Raw genomic sequence first — 23,727 nt, forward strand, 5'->3', positions numbered from 1 at the left:
TCGACCTAGTGACGGACTGTAACACCTTGATCACCAAATCAGAGCAAGCTTTGGCCAGGTCCAATCAAGGATCCCTATAGTTAACGGACTCAATTTTGGAAGGTCGCCCGAGCGAGTCGAATTCGACCACCTTCCTCGAATAGTACTGTCCGTCCACTGCCACAATTCTTCCGCTCTCCGTTATCAAGGTCTGGAACCTGGCAGGATTGATTCCACTATCTCTCGGTCCGACTACAAACGAGCTCCCAACGCTAACCCCTTCCGCATAGCTAATGTCCTCACGCCTGAGAATCCTCCCCTGAGGATCAAAAACTTCGATTCGGACAGGCAACCCCTCCCTTACGTCACCGTATTTATTAACAGAATATATACGCCTTTTGCCACCATCTGGAAAAATCACATCCATTGAGGTGTAGTCAACGCAATCTGTTCGGTGCGCGCAATCCTTACGAAAGGATCGATCAAAGACATATTCGTAATGGAGAGAGAAATCCACACCCGGCCCAGAGTAGTGGGCCCTCTTCAACGATTTTGCCACAAAAAAACCAACCCGCCCGCATGAAGACGCAGGAGCGAAAGAATAGCCGTGCCGGGTGTTGGAGAGTTCATATCGAGCCGACAGCCCACTGGGCACAGTCATCTCGAAGAAGGCTGCCCCGCTCCTATGAATATCAGCCAAACACCCTCTTGAAGTGCGGGCGTACTTTGCTGGCCTGTAAGCGTCACGGCTAGTAGAGAAAACCCAACTACTTCCATCAGGTTGAACCAACTTGGTTAATGCGAACTTCGAAGAATCGGCGACCTTACCGACATCCGCTCCGTAGTGGTAAAAGTAGGAACGAGAGCTCCCCTCTTTCACTCCAACCTTTATCTCGGAAACAAGGCCATAGGCAATTCCCTGGAAGCTACCGCCTTCCCTCCAATCAATCCCTACGTATCTTCCATCACTGGCGGAAATTGCCACAGGCCCGTACTTTCCATAAGAAATCGAAAGTGAGTTTCCAAATCTGTCCTCGATCCTGCTAGGGAAGGCAAATGCCCGTGATCTGGTCTCCTTAAGCGCAGACCCGGCGGAGCGAATAAAACCATGATGCCCTTTATAATGAATATGATCAAACCAGTACCTATATCCAGACGGATCTATTGCAAAAAATCCCTCTCCTTTCTCACCATTTGAAGTACTTGGAAGACACCCGATGGACCACCCGGACCGTGTCAACAGAGGATAATCTTTGATGTTAAATACCGCTGACGGCACAGAGAATGGCGTGCTCTCCTCTCGCCTTAGAAGCATTTCAGTCCGGCCTTCGCCATCGTGCAACGAAACTCCCAACCACCATATCTGCGCCGGCCCCCCTCCTTCTGAGGGAGGGGCCTTGAACGCTGTACATCGCTTGTAAGCGTCCGGATGACCGAACCTCTCCACAATCCATTCATCCTCCCCGTTTACATCCGCATCTGTTGCGGCCAGTGTTGTGAGCATCGGCAGCACCATTCGCCAATCACCAAACTCCCCGCTTTGACCAATCGTGAATTGCGAGTCCCCGACATCTATGGTGCGTCCGATTCGAATTGTCGGACCGACCCCTTCTTCGACAACATCAAAATGCAAGAGAGTCAATAAGCCAGTATACGGATCATGCATTTCTCCAAGCATCTCCCGGCCTTCCTGACGCACAGCATCCTCCCGCACGAGAGCACTGTAATCATCATCCTCACTTTGAGCCGCACCGTCGAACGGCACCCCGCCTAATACAAGGCAAATAGTTCCCAGTGCCGCATATCTGAGCATCGTTAAGCCCTCCGAAATAGCCGATCAGGCACTGAAGCCAGCTTCATTATTAAGAGTCAGCAAGATATGAAACACAGCCCTCGCAGAACACCACCTCACCCCAATACAACAAGGCGATCGCCCGGATTGAACACGACGAAAAATGATTTCACCCAGGAATTTCACTACTACATATAGGCCACTGCCACTCAGCTTGGTGCCAAATCAACCTGCCCCGGTCTACCAAGCCGGATTTCCCCGGCATGCGCTAATCCATCTTCGACGCGGGATAAATCAGTACGCCATCCGGCTCATCTCAACATCGCCGGCGGGAGTAACGAGAACAGTGCAAATGTACCCTGCCTGCGTGTATTCAAACATCCAACCCTGCTCAAAGCGCGCCCCCCCAATAAAATTCACGCCGGGATAATTCGCCCTATCCAATCGAAGGCATTCACGCACCTTTGCATCCGCCAACTTTCTCGCCGCAGCCTCTGACCCTATAGAAACTTCATTGCAGCCAGCGACGGATATCCAAAAAATCAGCATCGCAACTCTGGCAAACAATCTCATCTGGTTCACCTTCCACCTACCTCATCAACAACCTTGCTGCCCCTTATCTGTATGTCATAAGGAACCCCAGGTTGACTAGCACCCCACCTGGTGAGCACTTCTCCGATAATGCCTCGGTGGGTTGACCTGTTGAAGTCATACCTGTCATCAAATGACTTTAATGTCCCTCGAAACCCAAAAAATTTCTGCTCCAGAGCGAGCCGACCCTGCAACCTCAACGTAATGTTCCCAAGGTACCCAGCCTGGTCTCCGGATGTAGAGAATGGGATGCGCGAATCCACAGAAAATTCACCCGTGCTTTCTCCAGAAATGAGAGCTCTCACCTGAGGAAAATCCACAACCCGTACCGCTGACGTGTCAATATCACTGAAATTCATTCGCAAGGGAGTTCCCGTACCCTTCCGATAGTGATTCAAGGCGTCCACGGAAGTTATTCGCCGAGCCGAAGGCTCACTCATTGCAGATGCCCCCCCAGTTCCACCAGGGGAAAAGATCTCACCTACGGGGCCTACCGACCTAACTCCATCCGATATAATCGGTTGACACCTCGCGGCAGCAGCTTCACATGGCCATCGTCCCTCAGGGTCTTTTAATCTATATGGATTATTACTCGCATACCAGTATCTATTGAATGCACCTGCAGGATCATTAAATGCCGTCACCGGATCTACCGACAGGAATCTACCCACCTGAGGATCGTAGTAGCGCTGCTGCAGGTAGTTCATGCCGGTCGCTACGTCCAGTACATGACCCGTGAAACCTGGTCCATCCTTTGGCACGCGATTAACGACATGGCCAAAGGGCTCAAATTCGGTCGTCTCCAATAGCTTCTTATCGATGTCAGTTACTGCTATCACGCTACCCAGCGCGTCCGTATGTTGATACTTCAACGTAACGGCGGCTCCAACTGCTTCGCGATGTGCAATCAAGCTTCCCCCCAAATAGATGTACTGGGTTGCCGTGCCAAGGCGCACATCACTGACATGCATCAATCGCCCGTCCCGGCTATAGAGGCTGTACTTGCTCCCGGTCGTATAGTCGCGAACACGCCGGCCCAAAGCGTCGTAGACATAGCTGGCCACCCCATTCACGCTCCGCAGCCGATTTCCGTAATCGAAGTTGAAACGTCGGCCATTCTTGTTGACCAGGTTCCCTTGGACGTCATAGCCAAGGCCTATTACGCTGGCGCCGCCACAACTGCCGGTTTTGACGTTGGTCAGCAGCCACTTTGCGTCATAGCAGTAGAAGTGGTCCCGGAATGCGGTGCCCGCCCCGACACTCACCCGCGTCAGGTTGTCCAGGGCGTCATACGAATACAATGCCTTACCGAACATCCGCGACGAAGCCGACACCAATCTATCCAATCCGTCATATGCCAAGTATGTGTTACGACGACCACCGATGTTGTCGACAACAGCGCTGACGTTGGCGTTCTTATCATAAGTATAAGAGACGTCAAGCCGCTTGTCGGCAACAGTGGAGCATCCGGTGGCGATGCAATCGACCCTGCGGTCAGGGAGTTGCCGTAGGTTCTGTGTCACCTTGTGAACAAGGCCATTTCCGTAGGTAAACTGCTTCAATGCTCCATTGGGGTGGTAACTGACCGCTCTCGCATAGTTGCCCGCTTGCGTCGCTTGGCCCAACGCATTGGGTGCATAATTTACCGTGTGACCGTTTGGATATCGCTCCGAGCTGAGGTGCCCGTTGGCGTTGTACGAATACGAGATAGGCCAGCTAATCTTGTTCCACAGCATCCGCTCTTCGGTAAGCTGCCGCCGCCTGTTGTAGCTGTAGCGCGTGGCGACTTCATTGCCATCCCCGTTGCTGGCGGTGAGAGAAGCGGGCATTCCATCCGGCATGTAGGCCCAGGCTTGATTTCCACGGCCATCGGGGAATGCAAGGGCTGTCAGGCGGTTCCGCGCGTCGTAGGATCTGGCCACACGTCGCGGCTGAATGGATGCAATAAGCCCCGTGGAGTGGCAGGCGATATTGGCCGCCAAACCGGATGCAGACCACGCCAGATTACCTGCTGCGTCGTATCCCATCAGGGTTGCGCCGGTTTCCGGCTCCACTGCACGGCATAACTCTTGCCGCGCGTTGTAGTGGTAAGTCTTTACCGCCTTGATCTTACCTTTGACATCCTGGCGTTCAATGGACAACGGCTTTCCGAACACGTCGCGGGCAATCGTGGTTACCGCGCCCTCTGGGTGAGTGATTTTGACCGGCGCATCGTAGGCTGGCTGATCGAACATCTGGTACCACGTGCGTGTCTGCTGCCCCCCTGGCTTGGTCACCAGGGTATAAGCGCCGGCTTTGTTGCTGAGGTATGAGGTGGTCGTACGAAGTAGCCCCAGCTCTGAGTCCTGGGCCACGCTATTCACTCGCCCAAGAGCGTCATAGCTGGTCCATGTCCCCTTGTCGTGATTACTCGAGCTGGAGGGATAGGAGCTGAACACTACCCGCCCTGCATGGTCATACTCATAGCCAGTGAAGCGCTGCGTTGAAGCAACCCTGCCGCTGTCATACTCCCGGATAAGAAGGGGTCGCCATAACGCATCGAAATAGGTTGTCTTTACTGCAGCACCGGTGCGAACGGTCTGTCGCCAGTGACCAGCAGGAATGCCATATTCCGCGGCATTGACCTGCACGAACTCCTGTGTTGTCGCGTTCCAGCTGGTGGCGCCGCCGAGAGGATAGTCCGTTCTCGCCAAACGCCCCATATGGTCGTAGCTGTAGTTGGTCACGTACCCGTTTTCGTCTGCTACACGTGATACCCAGCCATGATCATTGACGATTGCCGACTTCTTTGTTCCATCGGCATAACGAATGTTCTGCGGGACTCCTCGCTTCCAACCGGAGAGGGCGGTCACGTTTCCTGAGCCATCTTTCACCGTCGAGATCGTGCCGTCGCCGTGGTGGGTGAACGTCTGCGCTAGGCGACCGAATGACCAAACCTGAAGCACAAGCGCGGTCTTCTTGTCGTAGCTCATGCGTTCAATTTCAATGTCGTTGATGCTGCGCTTTGCCACCTGACCTAGAACCCAGTTACGGGTATCGTCGTGATACTCAATTGTTTCGGTTCGACTGAAATTCTCCGCATCAACCTCAAAGGAAAAGAGAAGATATGCAGCGGCCAGGCCCCGGAAACCAGATCGGTCCTTGGTTGCTTTGCGTTCACCGCCTCCCGCACAGCGGCATTCGTTTCGCGATCTACCGACGCGGAATCCTTTTCCCAAATCACCCATCTTCATGGAGCTCACATCCTTGCCGCGCCGATGAAGAATTTTTGCGTTCACCGTGATCTCTCTGGGATAGGTAAATCCCCTAGATTGGGTTCCAGCGTCCACTGCTGTGTCACCGGAATTTGCGGATTGCTTCCACCGGATCGCTTTCCCTATTGGCGTGTGGGGAAATTGGCCCTCGGCTCTCTGGCTATTGTCAGATGCAGAACCGACTGCTCCCTTTCGATGTGGTCTACCCACACAGCCAGAGTCCGACGGAAAGCATGTGTCGCCATCTTGACAACCATCCCGGTCGCTTATCATTCGCCAACCAAGGAATCACGAAGCAGTCATGGAACGAGCCCGTACACACCTGTATCAACCGCAGCGCGTTTCAGCCGCTGCCGCCCTGTTGCTGTTTCTGCTTTGCGCGGCCACCCAGGCCTGGGCGCAAACCGCACGCAAGCCCTCGCCCTACGAGTACCGCGAGCAAGCGCCCGCCGCTGCCGCGCCTGCCCAGGGCCCTGACCACCTGCAGCGCATCGACAACCGTGCGCAGTTCATGCAGCTGGCGCGGGTCTATAACCCGGGCACGGCGTTGGAGATGCCACATCTCATCTTTGTGATTGACCGGCGCAATGATGGGCGCATCTATTACATCAACACGCCGCGTCATGCCCTGCATGAGCAGTTTGTGCGCAGACAAGGTCTGCTACCGCGCTTGGACAAGGCCACCCTCAACGCTCAGTACCGCGATCCGCAACGGCGCTTCCTGTTCGGCACAGTGGCCTGGCAACGCGACCTGCCGGGCTATACCTACGAATTCTGGGAGGGCGACCAGCTCACCGCTGCCCTGCTTCGGCAAACCGACCAGGTGCTGCATGCCTCATTCCGCGATGCCATCCGCTTCAAGACCAACTCCACCCAACACGAGCAACTGGCACGGTCGATGGGCCTGCCCTTCGTCAGCCAGGAAGCACTGTTGCGGGAACAACGCTTCCTGCCACTGAACACCGGCCGCGCCGAAGGGCGGCTGCGCATCGTGCGCTCGGCCGAGCAGCTGCGTGATCCCTCGCCACGTGACATCCTGGTACTGGACGAAGTGCCGATTGCATTTGCACCGGTGGCCGGGCTGGTGACCCAGCGGCCTTCCACCCTGCTCTCCCACGTCAACCTGCTGGCCAAGGGCTGGGGCATTCCCAACGTGTACGTGCGCGATGCCCAGAGCGCGCTGCGCCAGTACGACGGACGCTGGGTGGAGCTTGAGGTCAGCAATAACGACTACCGGGTAACCCCGCGCACGCGGCCGGCGCGGACACCCTCTTCAACTGCTGCGTCCCCGGTTGCCCGCAACCTGCCCCGGCCTGATCTATCGGTCAGCGCACTCAAACCACTGTCCGCTTTACGGGTGCGCGACAGCAGCCACTGCGGCGTGAAGGCGGCTAACCTGGGTGCACTGCAGAACGCGCTGCCGCCATCGGCACGCGTGCCCGATGGCTTCTGCATTCCCTTCGCCCACTACGAAGCGGCGATGCAGCGGCTGCAGGTTGCCGAGCGCTTGGCCGCCATGCAACGGCGCCCGGGCTTTGCCACCGACGCTGGCATCCGGCGCGATGCACTGGCCACCCTGCGTGCGCAGATCAGCAACGCCGCACCGGACCCGGCTTTCGTCCGCAGCCTGCAGGCGCAGTGGCAGCAGCAGCTGCATGGTGGCGGTGTGTTCGTGCGCAGCTCGTCCAACTCCGAAGATCTGCCAGGCTTCAGTGGCGCCGGGCTGTATACCACCGTGCCCAATGTGACCCGCGCCGACGCACTGGCCAAGGCAGTGCACACCGTGTGGGCGTCGGTCTACAACTTCGAGGCCTATGAAGCGCGTACCGCGGCAGGATTGGGCCAGGATGCGGTAGCGATGGCCGTGCTGGTACAGACCGCCGCCCCTTCCGACAGCTCCGGGGTGATGATCACCCGCGACCCGTTTGATGCGGCCCGCCGCCACATCACCTATATCTCCGCCAAGCGCGGGCTCGGCATCCGCGTGGTCGAGGGCAAGCGACAGGCCGAGCAGGTGATGTATTCCACCTGGTCCAAGGCCGTACAGGTGCTGAGCCGTTCGGCGGAAGACACTCAGCTGGTTGCCAATGCCAGCGGCGGCGTACGCGAGGTGCCCATTACCGGTTCGCGACAGGTGCTGACCGATACGCTGATCGCGCGCCTGGCTGCCATTGGCAACAAGACCAAGCAGACACTGGGCGGCGTGGATCAGGACATCGAGTGGGCAGTTGTTGGCGACGAAGTGCTGATTCTTCAGTCCCGCCCCTATGTGGATGGAAGCTCGAGGTAGTCGCCGTACCCAGTTGTCTTCTCGGATGCTTTTACGATCACCAGGAAAGTCTGACTACGCAGCCGACGCTGCGCGCCAAGGTCCTTCACCCGACGATCCAACACAGCAACTATCGTGGTACCGCTGCCCCGCACTGGAGCCAATACAATGCCCAGCGTTACTGCCCTATGGCGTCGTTCCGTGGTGAAACTGGCCCTTGCCGGATTCGCTGTCGTTGCCCCTTCCGCCGCTGCGCGGTTGACCGAGGAGTTACTGACAGTGCCTTCACCCGCATCCGTACGCCCCCTTCCATCGGCGGACAGCGCGGCCCAAGCGGTACTGGCGGCGCTGCCCACCGCGCCGACGCAGTCACCACGTCCCTGGGTGACGCATGCCGTGGAGAAGGCCATGCAGGCGCAATGGTGCCCCGATGCAAACCGCGACAGCCCACCGCCCAGCGAGCGCGCGGCCGGTACTGCCTTGCTGCACAAGCCCTGTCTTGGTTTGTTGCCGCAGAACCTCGGCAGGGTGCTGCTGGCCATACCCGAAAGCGCCATCCACATCTCACAGCAGACACGTACCCAGCTGTTACGCGAACCACAACCCTATCTGGCGGTGAAGGGACGAAGCGACCGCCCGGATTTCATCACCACCGTCGATTTTCTTGAAGGCATCACCCTGCGTTCTTTCGAGGGGACAACACCTGCGGATACTATCTATCTGGTGGAGGGCCCTTTCCGCTGCATCGATGATGCGCCGTTGGTTCCACGCGAGGGCGAATACGTATTGGCTGCCGGCAGCTGTAGATCCGCGCTCGCGGATACCCGTCTCTACAAGTGGTCCAGCGGTGCATTGGCAGACGTCACCGCCGAGTACCTGCCCGCGCCGCGACTCAGTGCCGCCGAACAAGCCGCCCTGGCGCCGGATTCCCTGCGAATGGACCTTACCCAATTGAGCCAAGCCCCGGTACTTCGTTGGTCGGCGCTACTGAAGAGTCGTTACCCCGGTGCTACACCTGACGATTACACGCCTATCGATATGCCGGCGGGTATGTCTCCCTCCAGGCAATTAGACAGGACGCTTGCTTTCGATGCGCTGGAGTGGGACGGCGTGAAGTTTTCAAATCAGGCTCCCACAAACCCGACGGAATGATTCAACGCCTTCACCTACCGACTCGAACCGAGAGGCTGGAAAAACACCCTCATCCGAACGATCAAACTTCCCCTACCCCACACGCTTTGCCCACTTGAGCATCTTCACCACGCAGGGGCCAGATATTCCTCTAAAAATAGGGGTGCAGCACAAGCTGCTTCCGAGGAATTCTCATGAAAAGGACGTTCTCAGCGTTGTTGATGGTGGCGATTTCCGCTCTTTACATATCTTCGGCACAGGCCAACGATGTTGGCCGCGTAGTCGAGTGCAACAGCTGCCCATCCACGGTGAATGCGGCAATCTCCAAGGGAAATGGCCTGACGGCAGTCGTGGACTTTGACAACGTCACATTGACAGCCTATGAAGTTGAGTACGATCGCGAGCGCAGGCGCTGGCGTGCCACCCGGGTTCCCGTTCCAGGCCCGATAACAGCTGCATTCCTGAGGATCGTGGAGGCAGCATCCAGAGGCGCACCTGGGGGCAGCCAACAGCCCAATCGCCCCGCCCCGGCCAAGGCGCCGGACAATTCTCCCGCCGAGGGAAAAGCCGACAAGGGAAAGGGGGGACTGGTAGTCACCGTTGACCCGGACAACCCACAGGCATCCAATCCTTTAGGGTTCAGATTCCCGGACGCCTACAAGAACCTCAATGCAGGCGATATCGTGATTTCTGCGACGGCAAGAACGCAGTTCGGGCAACAACTTGGAAAAGGGCTCGCAGCCGCGGACACCACCAGTGCAGCCTGGAATTCGGTTGCCCTGACGGTGCAGGAACTCGCACTTTCATGGGCCGAAAAGTTTGGCGGCGGATCGATAATTGTGATCGTGAATTGGCGGGATGGGTCCAGAACCCTCTACAAAGTCACGACAGACAACGTTGCAGAGGCCAAATATGTGGACGGTGAAAGCCGTGACAGCAATGGAAACAGGATTCCCGATGCGTCCATCACCGTACCGGCTACCGCACCAACCTATGTCGGAAACTACACTTTCGGCAGGGGCGGAACCGGCACCAGGAACATCAACCAGTGGAGACAATCCGCTGGGTTGTACGGCGTGAGAGTAACTGGAGAAAACTCCGGTCGTAATCAGATTCAATGTACCTGGGATGGAAGGAACCTGATCTGTCGAGCCATATAGCCAAGCAGCCTTGGCCCCGCGCTCTTGCGAGCCAAGGTCGATGCAACGGCTTTGGTTCGCATAACAACGCACAGGCTGCGGCCTGCCTTGCCTGACTCAAGGCACTGCTCACAAGACGTGCTGCACAGCGAGGCCAACGCAAGACTTGCTGCGCTACATGCATCACGCGCCCAAGCAGAAGGCCCGTGATTGCGATCGTGTCCCCGGACTATCCACCAGTTGATACGGTAATCCCCCCGCTTTTGGCGGCTGCTAAAAGTGGATCTATGCGGCCATTCGACCTACCCCAAGCGCAAGCCAATGCCAACAGCTGCCGCTACTGCAATGTCTCCGTTTCTATTTCCTGCTCAAATTCTATTTTCTGCTCAAAGCCCGTATGAACCCGGCGTTGAGTCTTGCTTTGCTCGATGCGGTTGCGGCCGGTGTGCTTACCGCGGTACAGGGCAGCATCGGCTTGTTGCATGGCGTGGCCCAGGCCGGCCTCGCTGGCGAAGCTGTCCGATATGCCGATGGTGACGGTGCAGCGCAGGCCTGCGTAGTGCATGCCATGCAGCATCGTCTTCTGTTCGATACTGCCACGCACGCGCTCGGCCACCCGCAGTGCCACCTTCTCGTCGGCACCCACGCAGATCACCGCGAACTCCTCCCCACCCAACCGGCAGACCAGGTCATCCTTACGCACCGAGGCGCGCAGGGCGTCGGCCACACCGCATAGCACCGCATCGCCCACCTGGTGACCATAGGTGTCGTTGATGCGCTTGAAGTGGTCAACGTCCACCAGCAGCAGACGCGCATGCCGGCCCGGGCGGTGGAAGAGACGATCCAGCGCGGTGATTAAGCCGCGACGGTTGAGCAATTGGGTAAGCGGATCGACGGCGGCCATGTTGCGCAGCCTGTCGGTGAGCCGGCGCAGCACCAGCCAGACGATGGACGGCGGCAGGATGGTCGCCAGCGAGCACATATAGACATAGAAGACCATCGAGAAGCGGGCATCCATGTTCAGCGCCTCAAAGCCACCGCCCAGCAGCTTGCTGAGCTTGATGAGGTTCAACACACAGATGCCGCTGATCAAGCCGGCAAACAAGGCCATCTCGCCGCGCAGATCCTTGCCGAAACTGCGCATGCCGTACAGCAGCATCAACACCATGCTGATGAAGGTCACCGAACAGGTGCCCGCCAGCAGCATATAGCGCGCCACCGGCCCGAACGCCCAGTTCACCAGCAACTGCAGCAGGCTATAGCCCACCGCCAGGCACAGCAGCGGCTTGCCCAATGGCGTTGCATGGCCAAAGAACCGCGCCCCGCCCACGCAGTAGGCCAGCAGGGAGCACAGCGTGAGCGTGTGGTTGACCAGGCTGTTCCAGCTCCAGCCCGGCGGCCCTTCCAGCAGCTGCAGCACATAGGCGCAGCCCAGCATCAGGTTGGCCAGCGCAAAGACGTCCATGCCCATTTTCTCGTCCTGCAGGCGACGACTGATGAGCTGGAACATCACGGTGAAGCTCAGCAGGTAAACGCAGAGCATGCCGACTAGGAGTGTGGCGATCATGGGTGGTCAACAATGAAGGCAGACAAAAGCACGCCCGTCCCGCCCCCGCGAAACGATGCATGCATAATTGATTTCGCAACGCTGCCGCTAGCCCCCGGCAAGACGCGTTGTCCCCGCGCGTATGTTACAGGCGTTCCCTACCACCTTGAATGGTGATGAAGCGCGAGCAGACTACTGATCACCGCTCTTACGTTTCACCAAGCCCCGTACAGCATGGGAGGCTTGATGTTGCGGCGCTCCATCCAGCTGTCGGCAGGAAAAACTCCGATACAGACACTGTCCACAATCAGCCGTCTCAAGATCTGAGACGAGTACTACCCAGAGTCTATCCGCCGATCTTGCGTGGTCCCGAAACCTACAGATTTTCGGGGATCCACCTGATTTTTTTCTTTTCCCACGGGAAGAAATTGGACATAATGTCCCCGTTGTTCCCGGAGCCACCATGAATACGTACCAATTGATCGACCTTTCCCTCCAACGCTTCAGCCCGAAGGAGGTCGCCCAGGCACTGGGAGTCGATCCGAAGACTGTCCGCCGCTGGCAGACCCGTGAGACTGAACCCAAGCCCTATATAGCGGACGCCATACGCCAGCGCCTTCTTCCGTTCGGTGACCCCCCAGCAGGCGAAGGGAAATTCCGTTTCATCGATCTGTTCGCCGGCATCGGCGGCATCCGTACCGCCTTCGAGAAGCAGGGCGGCCGCTGCGTGTTCACCAGCGAATGGGACCCTTACGCGGTAAAGACCTATCGAGCCAACTTCCACGATGGGGAAGGCCATGTGTTCGCCTCGGACATCACAAAAGTTCACGAGAGCGACGTACCTGACCACGACGTGCTGCTCGCAGGATTCCCCTGCCAGCCATTCTCCATTGCAGGTGTTTCAAAGAAGAACGCACTGGGCCGTCCACACGGTTTCTCGGACAAGACGCAAGGTACCCTCTTCTTCGACGTAGCCCGCATCATTGCAGAGAAGAAGCCACGCGCGTTTCTGTTGGAGAACGTCAAGAACCTGATGAGCCACGACAAGGGCCGCACATTCTCGACCATCATCGACGTGCTGCAGAACGAGCTTGGCTATCACGTCCATTACAGGGTGATCAACGGCAAGCACTTCGGTCCGCAGCATCGTGAGCGCATCATCATCGTCGGCTTCCGCGAGGAAGTGCCATTCACCTGGGACGATCTGGATCTACCTGACTTCAGCATCGCCCCCAAGATGGGCTCGGTGATGCACAGCCAGGATGGCTCCGAGCCCGCTGATGCTCCTTATATCGGTGGCGCGAAGGGCAAGGTTCTGGACAAGTACACACTCTCAGACAAACTTTGGGAGTACCTGCAGAACTACGCGGCAAAGCATCGGGACAAGGGAAATGGCTTCGGCTTCGGTCTGGTCACCCGCGAAACGACCTGCCGCACCTTGTCTGCCCGCTACTACAAGGATGGTTCGGAAATCCTGATCTCACAGGGTTCGAAGAAAAACCCCCGACGTCTGACGCCGCGCGAATGCGCACGCCTCATGGGCTTCGATGACAATTTCCGGATCCCGGTGTCCGATACCCGTGCATACAAACAGTTCGGCAACTCAGTGGTGGTTCCAGTGATCAGCGAAGTTGCACGAATCATGATTCCGCATCTTTTACAGGAATCCGCTTCGGAGCCGGCCAAGCCGGCAAAGAAGAAGGTCAAGGGCTGAAATTGGTAGATAGCCTTACCCCCGCGCAACGATCCGCACAGATGTCGCGGATCCGTGGCTCGAACACCAAGCTGGAGGTCCTTGTCCGCAAGGCTCTCCATGCCCGGGGGTTCCGTTATCGTCTTGGCGGCGCTGGATTGCCTGGACGGCCGGATATCGTGCTGCCGAAATATCACACTGTGGTCTTTGTCCATGGATGTTTCTGGCACGGGCACGATTGCCCGTTGTACCGTCTACCCAAGACAAGACCGGAGTTCTGGCAAGCGAAGATCGATTCCAACCGTTCTCGCGATGAGCGGGTGAAAGCTCGGCTCATGGAGATGAGTTGGAATACTGTTGAAGTATGGGAATGTTCACTGCGAGGCATTCACGAAGAAGGCCGAGCAGCCTTTTTCGACGGACTTGCCCTTGCAATCAAACAAAATAGTTGAAGCTTCATGGAGGAAATTACCTTGTTCCAGAACGTTGCCGAAGAGAGCGAGTGGCAGCTCGTCGAGCATTGGGTGTCTCGAAGCAACAAGCTTTTCCTCAAGAAGCTCTCCAGGAACGACACCTCCTGGGCCGATGACAAGGGCAAGCATCAGGCCGGAATCTATATTCCCCGCCTGATCCGCGAATCGGGCTATTTCCCCTCGCTGTCGGCCCGGCAAGACAAGCCACATATTTTCCAGGCTTCCTGTGTGACTTTCTGGCCACAGACAGGCGAGCACAAGAACTCGGGCATGCGCCATTACAGCAATAAGGGCCCCGAGACCCATCTGACAGTCATTCCATCAGAGCTGTTCAAGGGATTGAGCCCGGCGTCATGGCTCATAGGTGGCCGACTGAAAGAACCTGTCGCGGAGGCGATGTACTGGTTCATCGTCATCGACTCGACCAGTCAGGATGCGGAGATTCTTGAGACCAGTCTGGATATCGATTCCGATTTCCATCATGAGATCATCGAACCATCCGCGCTGCTGAGCGCTAGGGCTTTGGATCGGGATGCCTCTGCCGAGCTGATCGAGCAGATCAACGCAGCGGTGCGCCAAGGAACGCTGCACAAGCTTCTGGCATCTGTCGCCACTCTGCCCTCTCCATCGAAGTTGGCTGAAGAAGCACAGGCTGCTTACTTCAAGACCGACAAGCTGGGATCGCTGGATCCCTTCCAGATGGATGCGCCCGGCGATGCAGTGATGCGCATCAGCCGCGATCACGAATATCAGATATTCAAACGCTATGAATTGCGGCGCCGTGCCGTTGAAGTGATATCCGCATTGATCCAGCACTCGGACCTGACAACCTCAGTCGTACGGGGCTTCGCGGATCTTGACCGGATCTTCCTGAGTGCAAGCCAGCAACGCAAAACCCGAGCCGGACGCTCATTCGAGTATCACCTGGCAGCCCTGCTCAAAGCAGGCAAGGTCCGTTTCGAAGAACAGGCGATTCTGGGAGGACGTAGGCCGGACTTCGTACTTCCAGACAAGCGTTCGATCCAACAGAAGAACGCGCGCGACTACAACGACGCCGCCATCCTTTCAGCCAAAACCACGCTGCGTGAGCGCTGGAAGCAGGTCACGCATGAACGGTTCAACTGCGCGATCTTCCTGGCCACAGTCGATGATCGCGTTTCAACCCAGGCCTTGGATGAAATGCAGGCCGCCGACATCGCCTTGGTGGTTCCTGAATCCTTGAAGACAAGCAAGGAAGCTGCGTACAGCAAACACCCAAACGTCATCTCGTTCCGGGATTTCTTCCAGAATGAAGTGAAGCACAAACGCCCCGCCCTGCTTGCCGTCGATATCAAAAGATCCAGCTGACAGGTAGCCGGATGTTCACGTGGGCTGGTTCGCAAAGCAGGCAGTCAATGCCTGCTTCGCGCTGCTGAGCCAATGTGACTTCAGGCTACGACCTCGGCTGGAACCTTTGCCGGCGCCCAGGTCCCGTACTCTCTGGGAAGAATATCGATGATCTGTTCCGCACTCATCGCCCGAAGCAGGTAGGTTCTTTCGAATTGACCAAAACTCAACGCCAATCTTCTAAGGCCGCCCAGCCCAACTCTACTGAGAGGGTCCTTTCTATGCTCCGGTTTTCGAGCCGCTGATGCCCCCCGCTTGACACGTCCATCAGCGTCCAGATACAGCACCCCGGCAACTCTCCAGAAACTCGGGTGCATGTATATCTCCTGCCGGGAGGCGATCTGCTCAGCGATTTCGCCCCATGGTGAACTGGGCGAGCCGAAAGGTAAGCGCGCGCTCGCACCATGGAGATTCACGATCTCCCAAGCTGTCCGTGCAATCAGTCGGTATCCTTTGCGCTGCCCGGCATTGATGTAGTGGGCCTCATTGAGCGGGAGCCCTAACTTACCTCTGCCCCGCCGCAACAAGCTGTCGATCATCGCAAGTGATATCCACGCCCACATGTCGTCTCTGCTGCGCAGCGCAAGCCTGTCCGCATCCAGTCCGAATACCTCCTCGTGAAGATACCTGCCAAGGTCATAGGTAGTCTCAAACGTCTTATCAAGGTCAATCCGATAGTCGCCGTCCAATTCGGTACGAAACTTGGGATCCGTCAAAATTTCTCGCGGTGGAGACCCTGCTGGCGAGTTCAACCAACCACGAAACTTCCCCAGGCCGTCCGCGTTGAGTGCTGCGATCTGGTGCGTCATTCCATATCTCCCTGCATCTCGGCAGCTATGCGATCAAATTGATGCCTTAGCTGCCCTCCTTGGGCGAAGCTACGCGCGGCTGCAGTTGCCCATTCTTCTGGCATATCCTCATCCGGCGCCTCCTGCATGCCCAAACTGCTGAAGTACTCCTTCCACTTTCCCATCCAACTGCCATCGTCATCCAGTGCGCCACTGTTCTCAGCAATGAGCATGGCAATCTGACGCATAACCTCCGGCATCACCAACGCGACAAACCATTGGTGCGCGACCGCAGCTTGCGCCGTAGGGAAAATGGACCGTTCAACCATCAAACAGGGCTTACCTTCAGGATCATCGACGGTTGGAAGCTCAAGAAGCCATATCGGACCTTCAAGATCCATCGGCTGGATATCAACAAGGCTACCGCCGAGGTTTCCAGCCTCATCGACCGGCTGCACCCCATCCGCATAACCGAGGAGACGAACTTCACCAGGAAGATTGAATACAAAGCGGAAACGGAGCGGTTTGTCACGCGCCAGTTCATTGATGAAAGCGGGTTTACGCTGAAATGCCGCCGACTCTCCAAGCTCAATGTACTGTTCGGTGCTGCCTGCGCCAGCGATGCAGCTCATTCGCGATTCTGGCGGTATACCCGCCGCTTTGTAATCAAACCGTTCGAGCCAGAAGGAGCGGCCGACGCCAACCTCATCTGCAACCCGCAATGTGAAGTGTTTGCGATCAATCTGCTTCAGATCGGTTGGATTAGTCCGCCGCGATATCTGCTTCATCAGCCGCCTCCTTGTACTTCAGCTTGATATCCAACTGGCGGTGAGCGTCGAAACCCCTCAACGTCACTGACGAGCTCGCATCCGCCAGAACGAATCTCAACTCATTTCCATCGCGGTGCAGACTATCCACATCGACCAATTCCACCGGAAAACGCTTCTCGTCGTTCAACCAGAAATCTGCAGCGTCCCAGAGCTTGAATGAGTCTCCCTGCACCGTCGCGTAAGCTACCTGCACGGCGCATTCCAGGGGAACGAACTTCGAATCCTGTGAGGTTGTCGCCTGCACAAGGAACCCGTCCGAACGCGGTTTCAGGGAAACCGGCTTTGGCTTGGCCGGGGGGACATCGACGAGCAGATCTTTGCCCGGCCTCTCCTCACGGGGCGCACCGCCACTTTCCCCCTTCTTCACCCGTTCCAGCTGGGTCGGATCCGCGAAGTAGAGCGAAAGCGCCGTTTCATCCCGCTTGCCGGTAGGTGCGAGCAGCTGCACCAGCTTCGATGCTGCATTTCTGACAGCGGTAAGCGCTGCCCCTGGCGACACGTAGTTCGCCTTGACCTTGGGACGTTGTGCGTTCCATGTCCTATGCGTAGGTTCCTCTGCACAGACAAGGAACTCCGACAGGTTCAAGTCATCGATGAACGTCAACGCCATGACAGGCATGACGGCCTTCACGTTCTTGAGCTTCTTCTCACCATCGATGGCCAGATCCTGCCGGACGAAAAGCTCTTCGCTTTTCTCCAGCTCTTGATCCTGCTGCAGAAACACCTGGAAAGTAGTGGCCAAAGACTTGCCTGCCTTCGACTTGATGCCAAGCGGAAACTCCACGACCACCGGCTCTCCCAGCTCGAACGCATCTTTCAGGCGGCCCAACTCGCCCTCGGTGAAAACGGAAGCCTCCAGCTTTTTAGTCCAGTCAGGCTTTGCTTTGGCCAAAGGAGCTTGGCCTGTTCTCGCAGCAGCCAAACGCAGAAATTCGCGATACAGCGCACTGGAGCGTGCATCCCCTCCAAGCTGCTTCGCATGAGCCACGATCGTGCTTTGATTGAGAACGACATCGCCCACTGTCACTTCCAACCGCCCGCGACAGATGGCGAAGAAGAACTCATTGACAACCGCCTTATGGATCAGCGCCTCACTCAGATCTGCCTGCGGCAAAGGCACGATGAAGCTTGTACCAGCCTCATTCCCTCGCGCCAGCTTCAGCTCCTGCTTCACAGCCTCGATGAGTGTCGATTCCGTTACCGGCTCTGCCAGATGTGAAGGATTTTCAACACTGCCCCAGCGCGCCTCTTTGGCCCACCGGTCTTTGCTATTGCCGATTCGATAATTGCGCCTGAAGCGCGAGCAGCCGAACAGAAGTGCTTTCCGGTCAGAATGACGCTGCGTCAGCGCGAACACCGAACGCACCGTACTGGCCAGATACAATGTAATCTTGCCTTGGCCAGCGCCGCCATTTGATCTGGCCTGCTTGGCACCTTCACCTTCACGGAACCAGAACGCGTTCCAGTTTTCGCTTGGTCCATCCACAGAAGAGTCGTCGTACGCACCTTCAAGGCCGGTAGTTCCGAAGTCCTCGATGATCAGAAACCTGCTTCTCTGGGGCAGCTTGCCGTCCAGCAGCTGTCCTGACTGAGCATGCGAGAGCCATGCCTCCTGGAAGAGCGACCTGCAGAATCTGCTATCGGACGTATCCACTTCCACGATGCGATAGCTGACTTTCACCTTGTCGTCGGGCCGGGCCCGTGCATCCAAGGGATTCTGCAGCGTCTCACGTACAAGAATTTCGACGTCAGTGCGTTCTTCAACCGCAAAGTTGTCGTCCACCGTGCTCGCACCCGAATTCTCGTTCGGATTCAACGGCCTGAACTGCCATACAGCCATGTAGCCCCCTATGCAATCAGATAATCCATGCTTGATGCCCAGGATCACCTGTTCGTCCTTTGAACTGACATAGATACCAAGAGTGACAGCGGTAGGCAAGACAATCGAAGTGCCGCACGACTCAAATTCTCACGAGATATGCGCTCGTAAGATCTTCGACTGAGCTACAACTTGTCGCGTCATTGCAGATCTGGCTTTGCTGAGGACAATTCAGCAAACCGGGACGATACTTCCGACCGCGGAACGTAGAAAGTTCCCGCAGTTGCTGCAGCGACATTGAATGGCCATGCACAGCCCCAATGTGTACCGAACGGCCTCCCTTCATGTTGAACCGGGTAGTCCACGAGAACCGAACCATCGTCTCCACCTGGGCCGATGCCCCCTCCACCAAGTGCAGGAGTAAACCGTCATTAAAGCAATGAAAACGCTGTCTTTGGTCGAAGCGAGCCCAACAGCTTCGAATCAACACGAATTGAATGGTGTGGCGGGCCTGAAATCAGTATTCGGAAAAGAGGAGTTCCGCGGACCTGCCCTGTTCATGTATGACGAGGGCATCATAGTCGCCACAGCGAACATTACATGGTACGACTCGCGTGAAGCCCACCCTGTTAGATCTGAGCATCGCCTATATTTCCAGTCGAATCCAGTGATGGATGCAGCGAAAGCAGGCGATGAAGTTACGGTCACTCGATCAGCAGATGGCTCGATTCAAGTAGACATAAGTCCGTGCTGATCGTCGTCCCGAATAATCAAACCCGCACATTCAATGGACTCCAGACCACCCCTGGAGAAGTCCCCTTCACTTCCTCTCCAATAATATATAGCCGGCCGCAACCGACGAGGGCCAGAGTCAGATAACCCGACTCTGACCCCTGTTTCCTTTCCCCTGTTCTTCTTTTTGCCTTTGCTCGTACTACATCTGACCAACAGGTCGGACCATGCTACGGAGCATTTTCTCCTGTGCAGCAGACATCTTATCTAGAACACCAGATGTCCTGACATCGAGTCGCTTCACTTCTCGCATCCATTTCACTCTAATCTGGTCCAATAGCAGCATTCTAGGATCATCAAATGACAACCGATCAGAGTACTCTACAAGATACGTGAAAATAGTCATGAACGGATGTTCATGCAAGTCGCCAAAACCCTGAGCATGTGCGACGCTTTCGTGAAGATAAGCCTCGCCCTCTAGGAAATAGTCCCAAGCGACCTCATTTTGGACAGCATCATCCACGGATGCCTTGAGCCTAACTCGCCCAAGAGTATTGAGCGAGAAGGCATGCCTATGAACTAGTACGCTTTTCTTTGCATATGAATATGCCCTATCGTGAAAACGAGCATCACTTTCCAACAACGCTCGCTGATCCCAAAATCGCCCGTTCCAATCAAAATGGCGCTCAAGCTCCGCATACCACTTTCTTGCCCGGTCAACCGTACTCGATACCGCCATAACACCATCTTTATCCATCAACTGCCTAAGTATAAGCACAGGATACGTCCTCCTCCTCATAGAGGCAGAAGATACTAATGGCGCTAGCGACTTGGCTACCCTTAGAGAAAGATCATATTTATCTGAAGGACTCAAGTGAGCCTTAAATACATGCTCGGCAAACATTCTATGCCTAAACCTATATCCTCGCGAATCAAGCACAACAACCTCATCGTCACTCTCATCGTAGACACAAATTTCATTTACGGAGGAAACCCCCGCGATATCTAAAACCACCGATATAGGCAATGAATAACCGAACCTATTAACCGTCGTTACCGCCTTCATGGCAGAGACATGGGAATCTTTCATCCCCCGAGTCATCGTAGACCACTCGCGATCAAGTCGGCCATAGAAGCCTCGGGCTTTCTCTAGGCCACTTAGGCCCATGAACAAATCGCCGGCGCAGTCTCTTTCTATGTATTTCCAGAACTGTTGATCTGACCAACCCGTAGCGTCGCCCATCCGCGCAGCCCCCCTCCTCTTTTGAGCGATGGCTAAAGCATCAATACGAACCGCGGGCCCGATATCGAACTCTTCTATTAGAAACTCGCCAAGATCAACCTGAAGTATCGCAGATCGTCTGCTGCGCTCGGCCACCGCCAACAAGCACTGAACCCCGTTCTTCTTGCAGCCAACCATTATCTCTCGAATACTTCCCGAGAAATCAGCAGCATTGTCGAACAACAGAAGGGTTTTTGGATTTGCCTTTAGCCAAGCCACTGTGGCATCGACATCAGGCCTCTCCGTCTCTCTGAATCGAAAAACCCGATAGCCGAGCGAAATGAAATTCCTACCCAACCTGAGCAAAGCTGTTGAGCGACCGGCCCCTGGCATACCACTAAAAAGGACGGCACCAGAGCCGCCGGTTGCACCAGCACCCTTTAGCTTCCGCTCCGCAATCAGAGTCACAGACCTCTCCCCGTCAAGTTCCGAAGTGATATCTGCCCACAAGGGTTCATCCCCCCCGTAGTAGTCGTGACTACGGCGCCCTGCTGAGCGACTATCTCCGAGTAGCTCAAATTGCTGATTGAAGCGAGCGATGATGCCTGCCAGCATCGGAGATCGAGTCATTTCCTCATAGCTGCTCTTGTAATTTTCTACATCAACAATCAAAGCACTGAAGAATTCCTCGGCATCTGCATCGATTGCGACAACACCGCCGCGATTCAAACGGCGCTTATCTAGAGCTGAAAGATCCTTGATTATTGCGATTGAAGGAAATCCCGTTGCCTGGCGAGCTTTACTACCTGTGTGAACCGCGCCAGCAAGGTCCACCTCCTCTACTAAGCGAGCACCAATAGTGAGAAATGGGGTCTGAACCCATTTGCTCCAGAACTCTGAGTGCCAATCACCCTGTCCTCGCAGAGCCTTCGCATAGTCACGAATAGCAAATACCAGTGATTTCGCGGAAGCTGGCAGAGTTGATGCTCGTCCATGAAGATGAACTATTTGAACTTGCTGATTGGCAATAAGTGGCGGAGCTAAATTATCCGTCCAAGTCACTGCAATTGGTTTGAACATCCCTGTTTCGTGCCGAGTTCGCTCAAATATGTCGTCGATGTTTAAAGTCCATATCCTACTCCATGGGAACTTCAAAACAGATGCGTGCCATGTCGGCGTCACTCCAACAAATCGCTCCCGCAGATACTTGACCGTTCTATCTTCAGTTTCTTGCTCACTCACGGCCTCCTCATAGACCACAGAAAGGTTCCGAGCATCCTCCTCAGCGAACCCAAGATGAAGCAAATTATTCAACTCCTTACCTAAACCAGGGCCACTGGGGAGGTGCCGCCCCAATCTATCCTTTGCGCTCATGCTAAAACCGGCGCCAAGCAATAGGCCATATTGCCCATCAAAGATGCCTCGCACGAGTTGCTCCGCATCCCCAAGTGCAAGCCCAAACTTCAGCAGTTCCATCCCCCCCCCTTTCCAGCATCGATTTGCAATTGATAGTACGCATTCATGCTCAAAAGAAAAGGCGGCCAATGGCCGCCTTTTCACTCGTCAATTAATTGACGAAATCAAACCCCAACAGGGTTAGCCTTCTCCGGATCAATCCCATACTGCTTGATAGCCCGGGCAACATCCTTAGCCGTCATCTTCCCATCCTTAGCAAGCGCCGCAATGGCCGCATGCGCGATGTAATACCGGTCAACCTCGAAGAAGCGACGCAGGTTGGCACGGGTATCCGAACGGCCGAAGCCGTCCGTGCCCAGTACCGAATAGGTAGCCGGCACGAAGGCGCGGATCTGGTCGGTGTAGGCGCGCACGTAGTCGGTGGCGGCGATGACCGGGCCCTGGCGGCCTTCCAGCAGCTCGGTGACGTACGGCTTGCGCGGTTCGGCTTCCGGGTGCAGGCGGTTCCAGCGCTCGGCATCGAAACCATCACGACGCAGTTCGTTGAAGCTCGGGCAGCTCCAGATGTCGGCGGTGACGCCGAAATCCTTGTCCAGCAGTTCGGCCGCTGCAATGGCTTCGCGCAGGATGGTGCCGCTGCCCAGCAGCTGCACGCGCAGCTCGCCCTTCTTCGGCTTGCCGGCGTCGGTGAGCAGGTACATGCCCTTGATGATGCCCTCGGCTGCGCCTACCGGCATGGCCGGGTGGGCGTAGTTCTCGTTCATCAGGGTGATGTAGTAGTACTCGTCGATCTGGTCTTCCATCATGGCCTTGGTGCCGTGCTGGAGGATGACGGTTACTTCGAAACCGAAGGTCGGGTCGTAGCTGCGCACGTTCGGGATGCCGCCAGCAACGATGTGGCTGAAGCCATCTTCGTGCTGCAGGCCTTCACCGTTCAGCGTGGTGCGGCCGGCGGTGCCGCCGAGCAGGAAGCCGCGGGTACGCATGTCCGCTGCCTGCCAGGCAATGTCGCCAATGCGCTGGAAGCCGAACATCGAGTAGTAGATGTAGAACGGCAGCATCGGCACGTTGCTGACCGAGTAGCTGGTACCGGCCGCCATCCATGAGGACATGGCACCCGGCTCGCTGATGCCCTGCTGCAGCACCTGGCCGCTCTGGTCTTCGCGGTAGTACATGAGCTGGTCGGCGTCGACCGGCTTGTACTTCTGGCCGTACGGGGCGTAGATGCCGATCTGGCGGAACAGGCCTTCCATACCAAAGGTACGCGCTTCGTCGGCGACGATCGGCACCAGGCGCGGGCCCAGTTCCTTGTCACGCAGGCTGATGTTCAGCGTCTGCACGAAGGCCATGGTGGTGGAATAGGTGCGCTCGCCGGATTCCTTGAGCAGGCGCTCGTAGGTTTCCAGCTTGGGGGCGACGAAGGATTTGTCGGCCTTCTGGCGACGCTGCGGCAGGTAGCCGCCCAGCGCTGCACGACGCTCCTGCAGGTACTTCACTTCCGGCGAATCCGGGCCCGGGTGGTAGAACGGCACCTGGCCGTCCTTGAGCTGCTCGTCGGTGACCGGGATGTTGAAGCGGTCGCGGAAATGGCGGACCGACTCGTCGTCCAGCTTCTTGGTCTGGTGGGTGGGGTTGAGCGCTTCGCCAGCGCTGCCCATGCCGTAGCC

Annotated in this window: 16 protein-coding genes; 7 read left to right on the forward strand and 9 right to left on the reverse strand. The window is 56.5% G+C overall.

Annotated features, from left to right (window positions below; translation table 11 throughout):
• Positions 1–64 precede the first annotated feature (64 nt).
• The 3 genes from B2527_RS03345 to B2527_RS03355 form a co-directional block, all read right to left on the reverse strand.
• Positions 65–1,792, reverse strand: a complete 1,728-nt coding sequence (locus B2527_RS03345; RefSeq protein ID WP_293706124.1) for a hypothetical protein — start codon at positions 1,790–1,792, stop codon at positions 65–67.
• Between the two features lie 273 nt (positions 1,793–2,065).
• Positions 2,066–2,344 carry a hypothetical protein gene (locus tag B2527_RS03350; protein ID WP_293706125.1) on the reverse strand — a complete coding sequence of 93 codons (279 nt, stop codon included), beginning with the start codon at positions 2,342–2,344 and terminating at the stop codon, positions 2,066–2,068.
• Between the two features lie 5 nt (positions 2,345–2,349).
• Positions 2,350–5,640 (reverse strand): lipid II-degrading bacteriocin, encoded by a 3,291-nt coding sequence (locus tag B2527_RS03355; protein ID WP_293706126.1) that lies wholly within the window; start codon positions 5,638–5,640, stop codon positions 2,350–2,352.
• Positions 5,641–5,917: 277 nt separating this feature from the next.
• Between B2527_RS03355 and B2527_RS03360 the strand changes: the two genes are divergently transcribed.
• From B2527_RS03360 to B2527_RS03370, 3 genes are all read left to right on the forward strand, one after another.
• A complete protein-coding gene (locus B2527_RS03360; protein WP_293706127.1) occupies positions 5,918–7,906 on the forward strand; it encodes a PEP/pyruvate-binding domain-containing protein in 1,989 nt (662 codons plus the stop codon).
• A 147-nt stretch (positions 7,907–8,053) separates the two neighbouring features.
• On the forward strand, positions 8,054–9,037 hold the full coding sequence (locus B2527_RS03365) for a hypothetical protein (RefSeq protein ID WP_293706128.1): 984 nt from the start codon (positions 8,054–8,056) through the stop codon (positions 9,035–9,037).
• A 173-nt stretch (positions 9,038–9,210) separates the two neighbouring features.
• On the forward strand, positions 9,211–10,176 hold the full coding sequence (locus B2527_RS03370) for a hypothetical protein (protein WP_293706129.1): 966 nt from the start codon (positions 9,211–9,213) through the stop codon (positions 10,174–10,176).
• A 316-nt stretch (positions 10,177–10,492) separates the two neighbouring features.
• Here the strand turns inward: B2527_RS03370 and B2527_RS03375 are convergent, their stop codons facing one another.
• Entirely contained in the window at positions 10,493–11,722 is a 1,230-nt protein-coding gene (locus B2527_RS03375; RefSeq protein ID WP_293706130.1) for a GGDEF domain-containing protein, read from the reverse strand.
• 442 nt (positions 11,723–12,164) lie between these two features.
• Between B2527_RS03375 and dcm the strand changes: the two genes are divergently transcribed.
• From dcm to B2527_RS03390, 3 genes are read left to right on the forward strand one after another with little or no spacing between them, the layout of a single operon-like run.
• The gene (dcm, locus tag B2527_RS03380; protein WP_293706131.1) at positions 12,165–13,415 is read left to right on the forward strand and encodes a DNA (cytosine-5-)-methyltransferase; all 1,251 of its coding nucleotides are present in this window, start codon (positions 12,165–12,167) and stop codon (positions 13,413–13,415) included.
• Between the two features lie 2 nt (positions 13,416–13,417).
• Entirely contained in the window at positions 13,418–13,846 is a 429-nt protein-coding gene (locus tag B2527_RS03385) for a very short patch repair endonuclease (protein ID WP_293706132.1), read from the forward strand.
• Positions 13,847–13,852: 6 nt separating this feature from the next.
• Positions 13,853–15,214 carry a type II restriction endonuclease gene (locus B2527_RS03390; RefSeq protein ID WP_293706133.1) on the forward strand — a complete coding sequence of 454 codons (1,362 nt, stop codon included), beginning with the start codon at positions 13,853–13,855 and terminating at the stop codon, positions 15,212–15,214.
• An 80-nt stretch (positions 15,215–15,294) separates the two neighbouring features.
• Here B2527_RS03390 and B2527_RS03395 read toward each other — a convergent pair whose 3' ends face one another.
• Genes B2527_RS03395 through B2527_RS03405 form a run of 3 tightly spaced genes read right to left on the reverse strand, consistent with a single transcriptional unit; the run spans position 15,295 to position 18,759 of the window.
• Positions 15,295–16,062 (reverse strand): hypothetical protein, encoded by a 768-nt coding sequence (locus B2527_RS03395; RefSeq protein ID WP_293706134.1) that lies wholly within the window; start codon positions 16,060–16,062, stop codon positions 15,295–15,297.
• The gene (locus B2527_RS03400) at positions 16,059–16,829 is read right to left on the reverse strand and encodes a hypothetical protein (protein WP_293706135.1); all 771 of its coding nucleotides are present in this window, start codon (positions 16,827–16,829) and stop codon (positions 16,059–16,061) included. Before B2527_RS03400 ends, B2527_RS03395 begins: the two co-directional genes overlap by 4 nt.
• Positions 16,804–18,759 carry a hypothetical protein gene (locus B2527_RS03405; protein ID WP_293706136.1) on the reverse strand — a complete coding sequence of 652 codons (1,956 nt, stop codon included), beginning with the start codon at positions 18,757–18,759 and terminating at the stop codon, positions 16,804–16,806. The genes B2527_RS03400 and B2527_RS03405 overlap by 26 nt, the downstream gene beginning before the upstream one ends.
• Positions 18,760–19,129: 370 nt before the next feature.
• Between B2527_RS03405 and B2527_RS03410 the strand changes: the two genes are divergently transcribed.
• Entirely contained in the window at positions 19,130–19,444 is a 315-nt protein-coding gene (locus B2527_RS03410) for a hypothetical protein (protein ID WP_293706137.1), read from the forward strand.
• 180 nt (positions 19,445–19,624) lie between these two features.
• Here B2527_RS03410 and B2527_RS03415 read toward each other — a convergent pair whose 3' ends face one another.
• On the reverse strand, positions 19,625–22,120 hold the full coding sequence (locus tag B2527_RS03415; RefSeq protein ID WP_293706138.1) for an SIR2 family protein: 2,496 nt from the start codon (positions 22,118–22,120) through the stop codon (positions 19,625–19,627).
• A 104-nt stretch (positions 22,121–22,224) separates the two neighbouring features.
• Positions 22,225–23,727: transketolase-like TK C-terminal-containing protein (locus B2527_RS03420; RefSeq protein WP_414716983.1), on the reverse strand; the 1,503-nt coding region annotated here is incomplete at its 5' end.

Origin of the sequence: Stenotrophomonas sp. UBA7606 (assembly GCF_002477705.1) — a bacterium.
Lineage (GTDB): Bacteria > Pseudomonadota > Gammaproteobacteria > Xanthomonadales > Xanthomonadaceae > Stenotrophomonas.

Bases quoted from the DNA above. Each gene is read 5' to 3' on its own strand.
- B2527_RS03345 (WP_293706124.1), bottom strand. From the start codon at position 1,792: ATGCTCAGATATGCGGCACTGGGAACTATTTGCCTTGTATTAGGCGGG.
- B2527_RS03350 (WP_293706125.1), bottom strand. From the start codon at position 2,344: ATGAGATTGTTTGCCAGAGTTGCGATGCTGATTTTTTGGATATCCGTC.
- B2527_RS03360 (WP_293706127.1), top strand. From the start codon at position 5,918: ATGGAACGAGCCCGTACACACCTGTATCAACCGCAGCGCGTTTCAGCC.
- B2527_RS03365 (WP_293706128.1), top strand. From the start codon at position 8,054: ATGCCCAGCGTTACTGCCCTATGGCGTCGTTCCGTGGTGAAACTGGCC.
- B2527_RS03370 (WP_293706129.1), top strand. From the start codon at position 9,211: ATGAAAAGGACGTTCTCAGCGTTGTTGATGGTGGCGATTTCCGCTCTT.
- B2527_RS03375 (WP_293706130.1), bottom strand. From the start codon at position 11,722: ATGATCGCCACACTCCTAGTCGGCATGCTCTGCGTTTACCTGCTGAGC.
- dcm (WP_293706131.1), top strand. From the start codon at position 12,165: ATGAATACGTACCAATTGATCGACCTTTCCCTCCAACGCTTCAGCCCG.
- B2527_RS03390 (WP_293706133.1), top strand. From the start codon at position 13,853: ATGGAGGAAATTACCTTGTTCCAGAACGTTGCCGAAGAGAGCGAGTGG.
- B2527_RS03395 (WP_293706134.1), bottom strand. From the start codon at position 16,062: ATGACGCACCAGATCGCAGCACTCAACGCGGACGGCCTGGGGAAGTTT.
- B2527_RS03400 (WP_293706135.1), bottom strand. From the start codon at position 16,829: ATGAAGCAGATATCGCGGCGGACTAATCCAACCGATCTGAAGCAGATT.
- B2527_RS03410 (WP_293706137.1), top strand. From the start codon at position 19,130: ATGAAAACGCTGTCTTTGGTCGAAGCGAGCCCAACAGCTTCGAATCAA.
- B2527_RS03415 (WP_293706138.1), bottom strand. From the start codon at position 22,120: ATGGAACTGCTGAAGTTTGGGCTTGCACTTGGGGATGCGGAGCAACTC.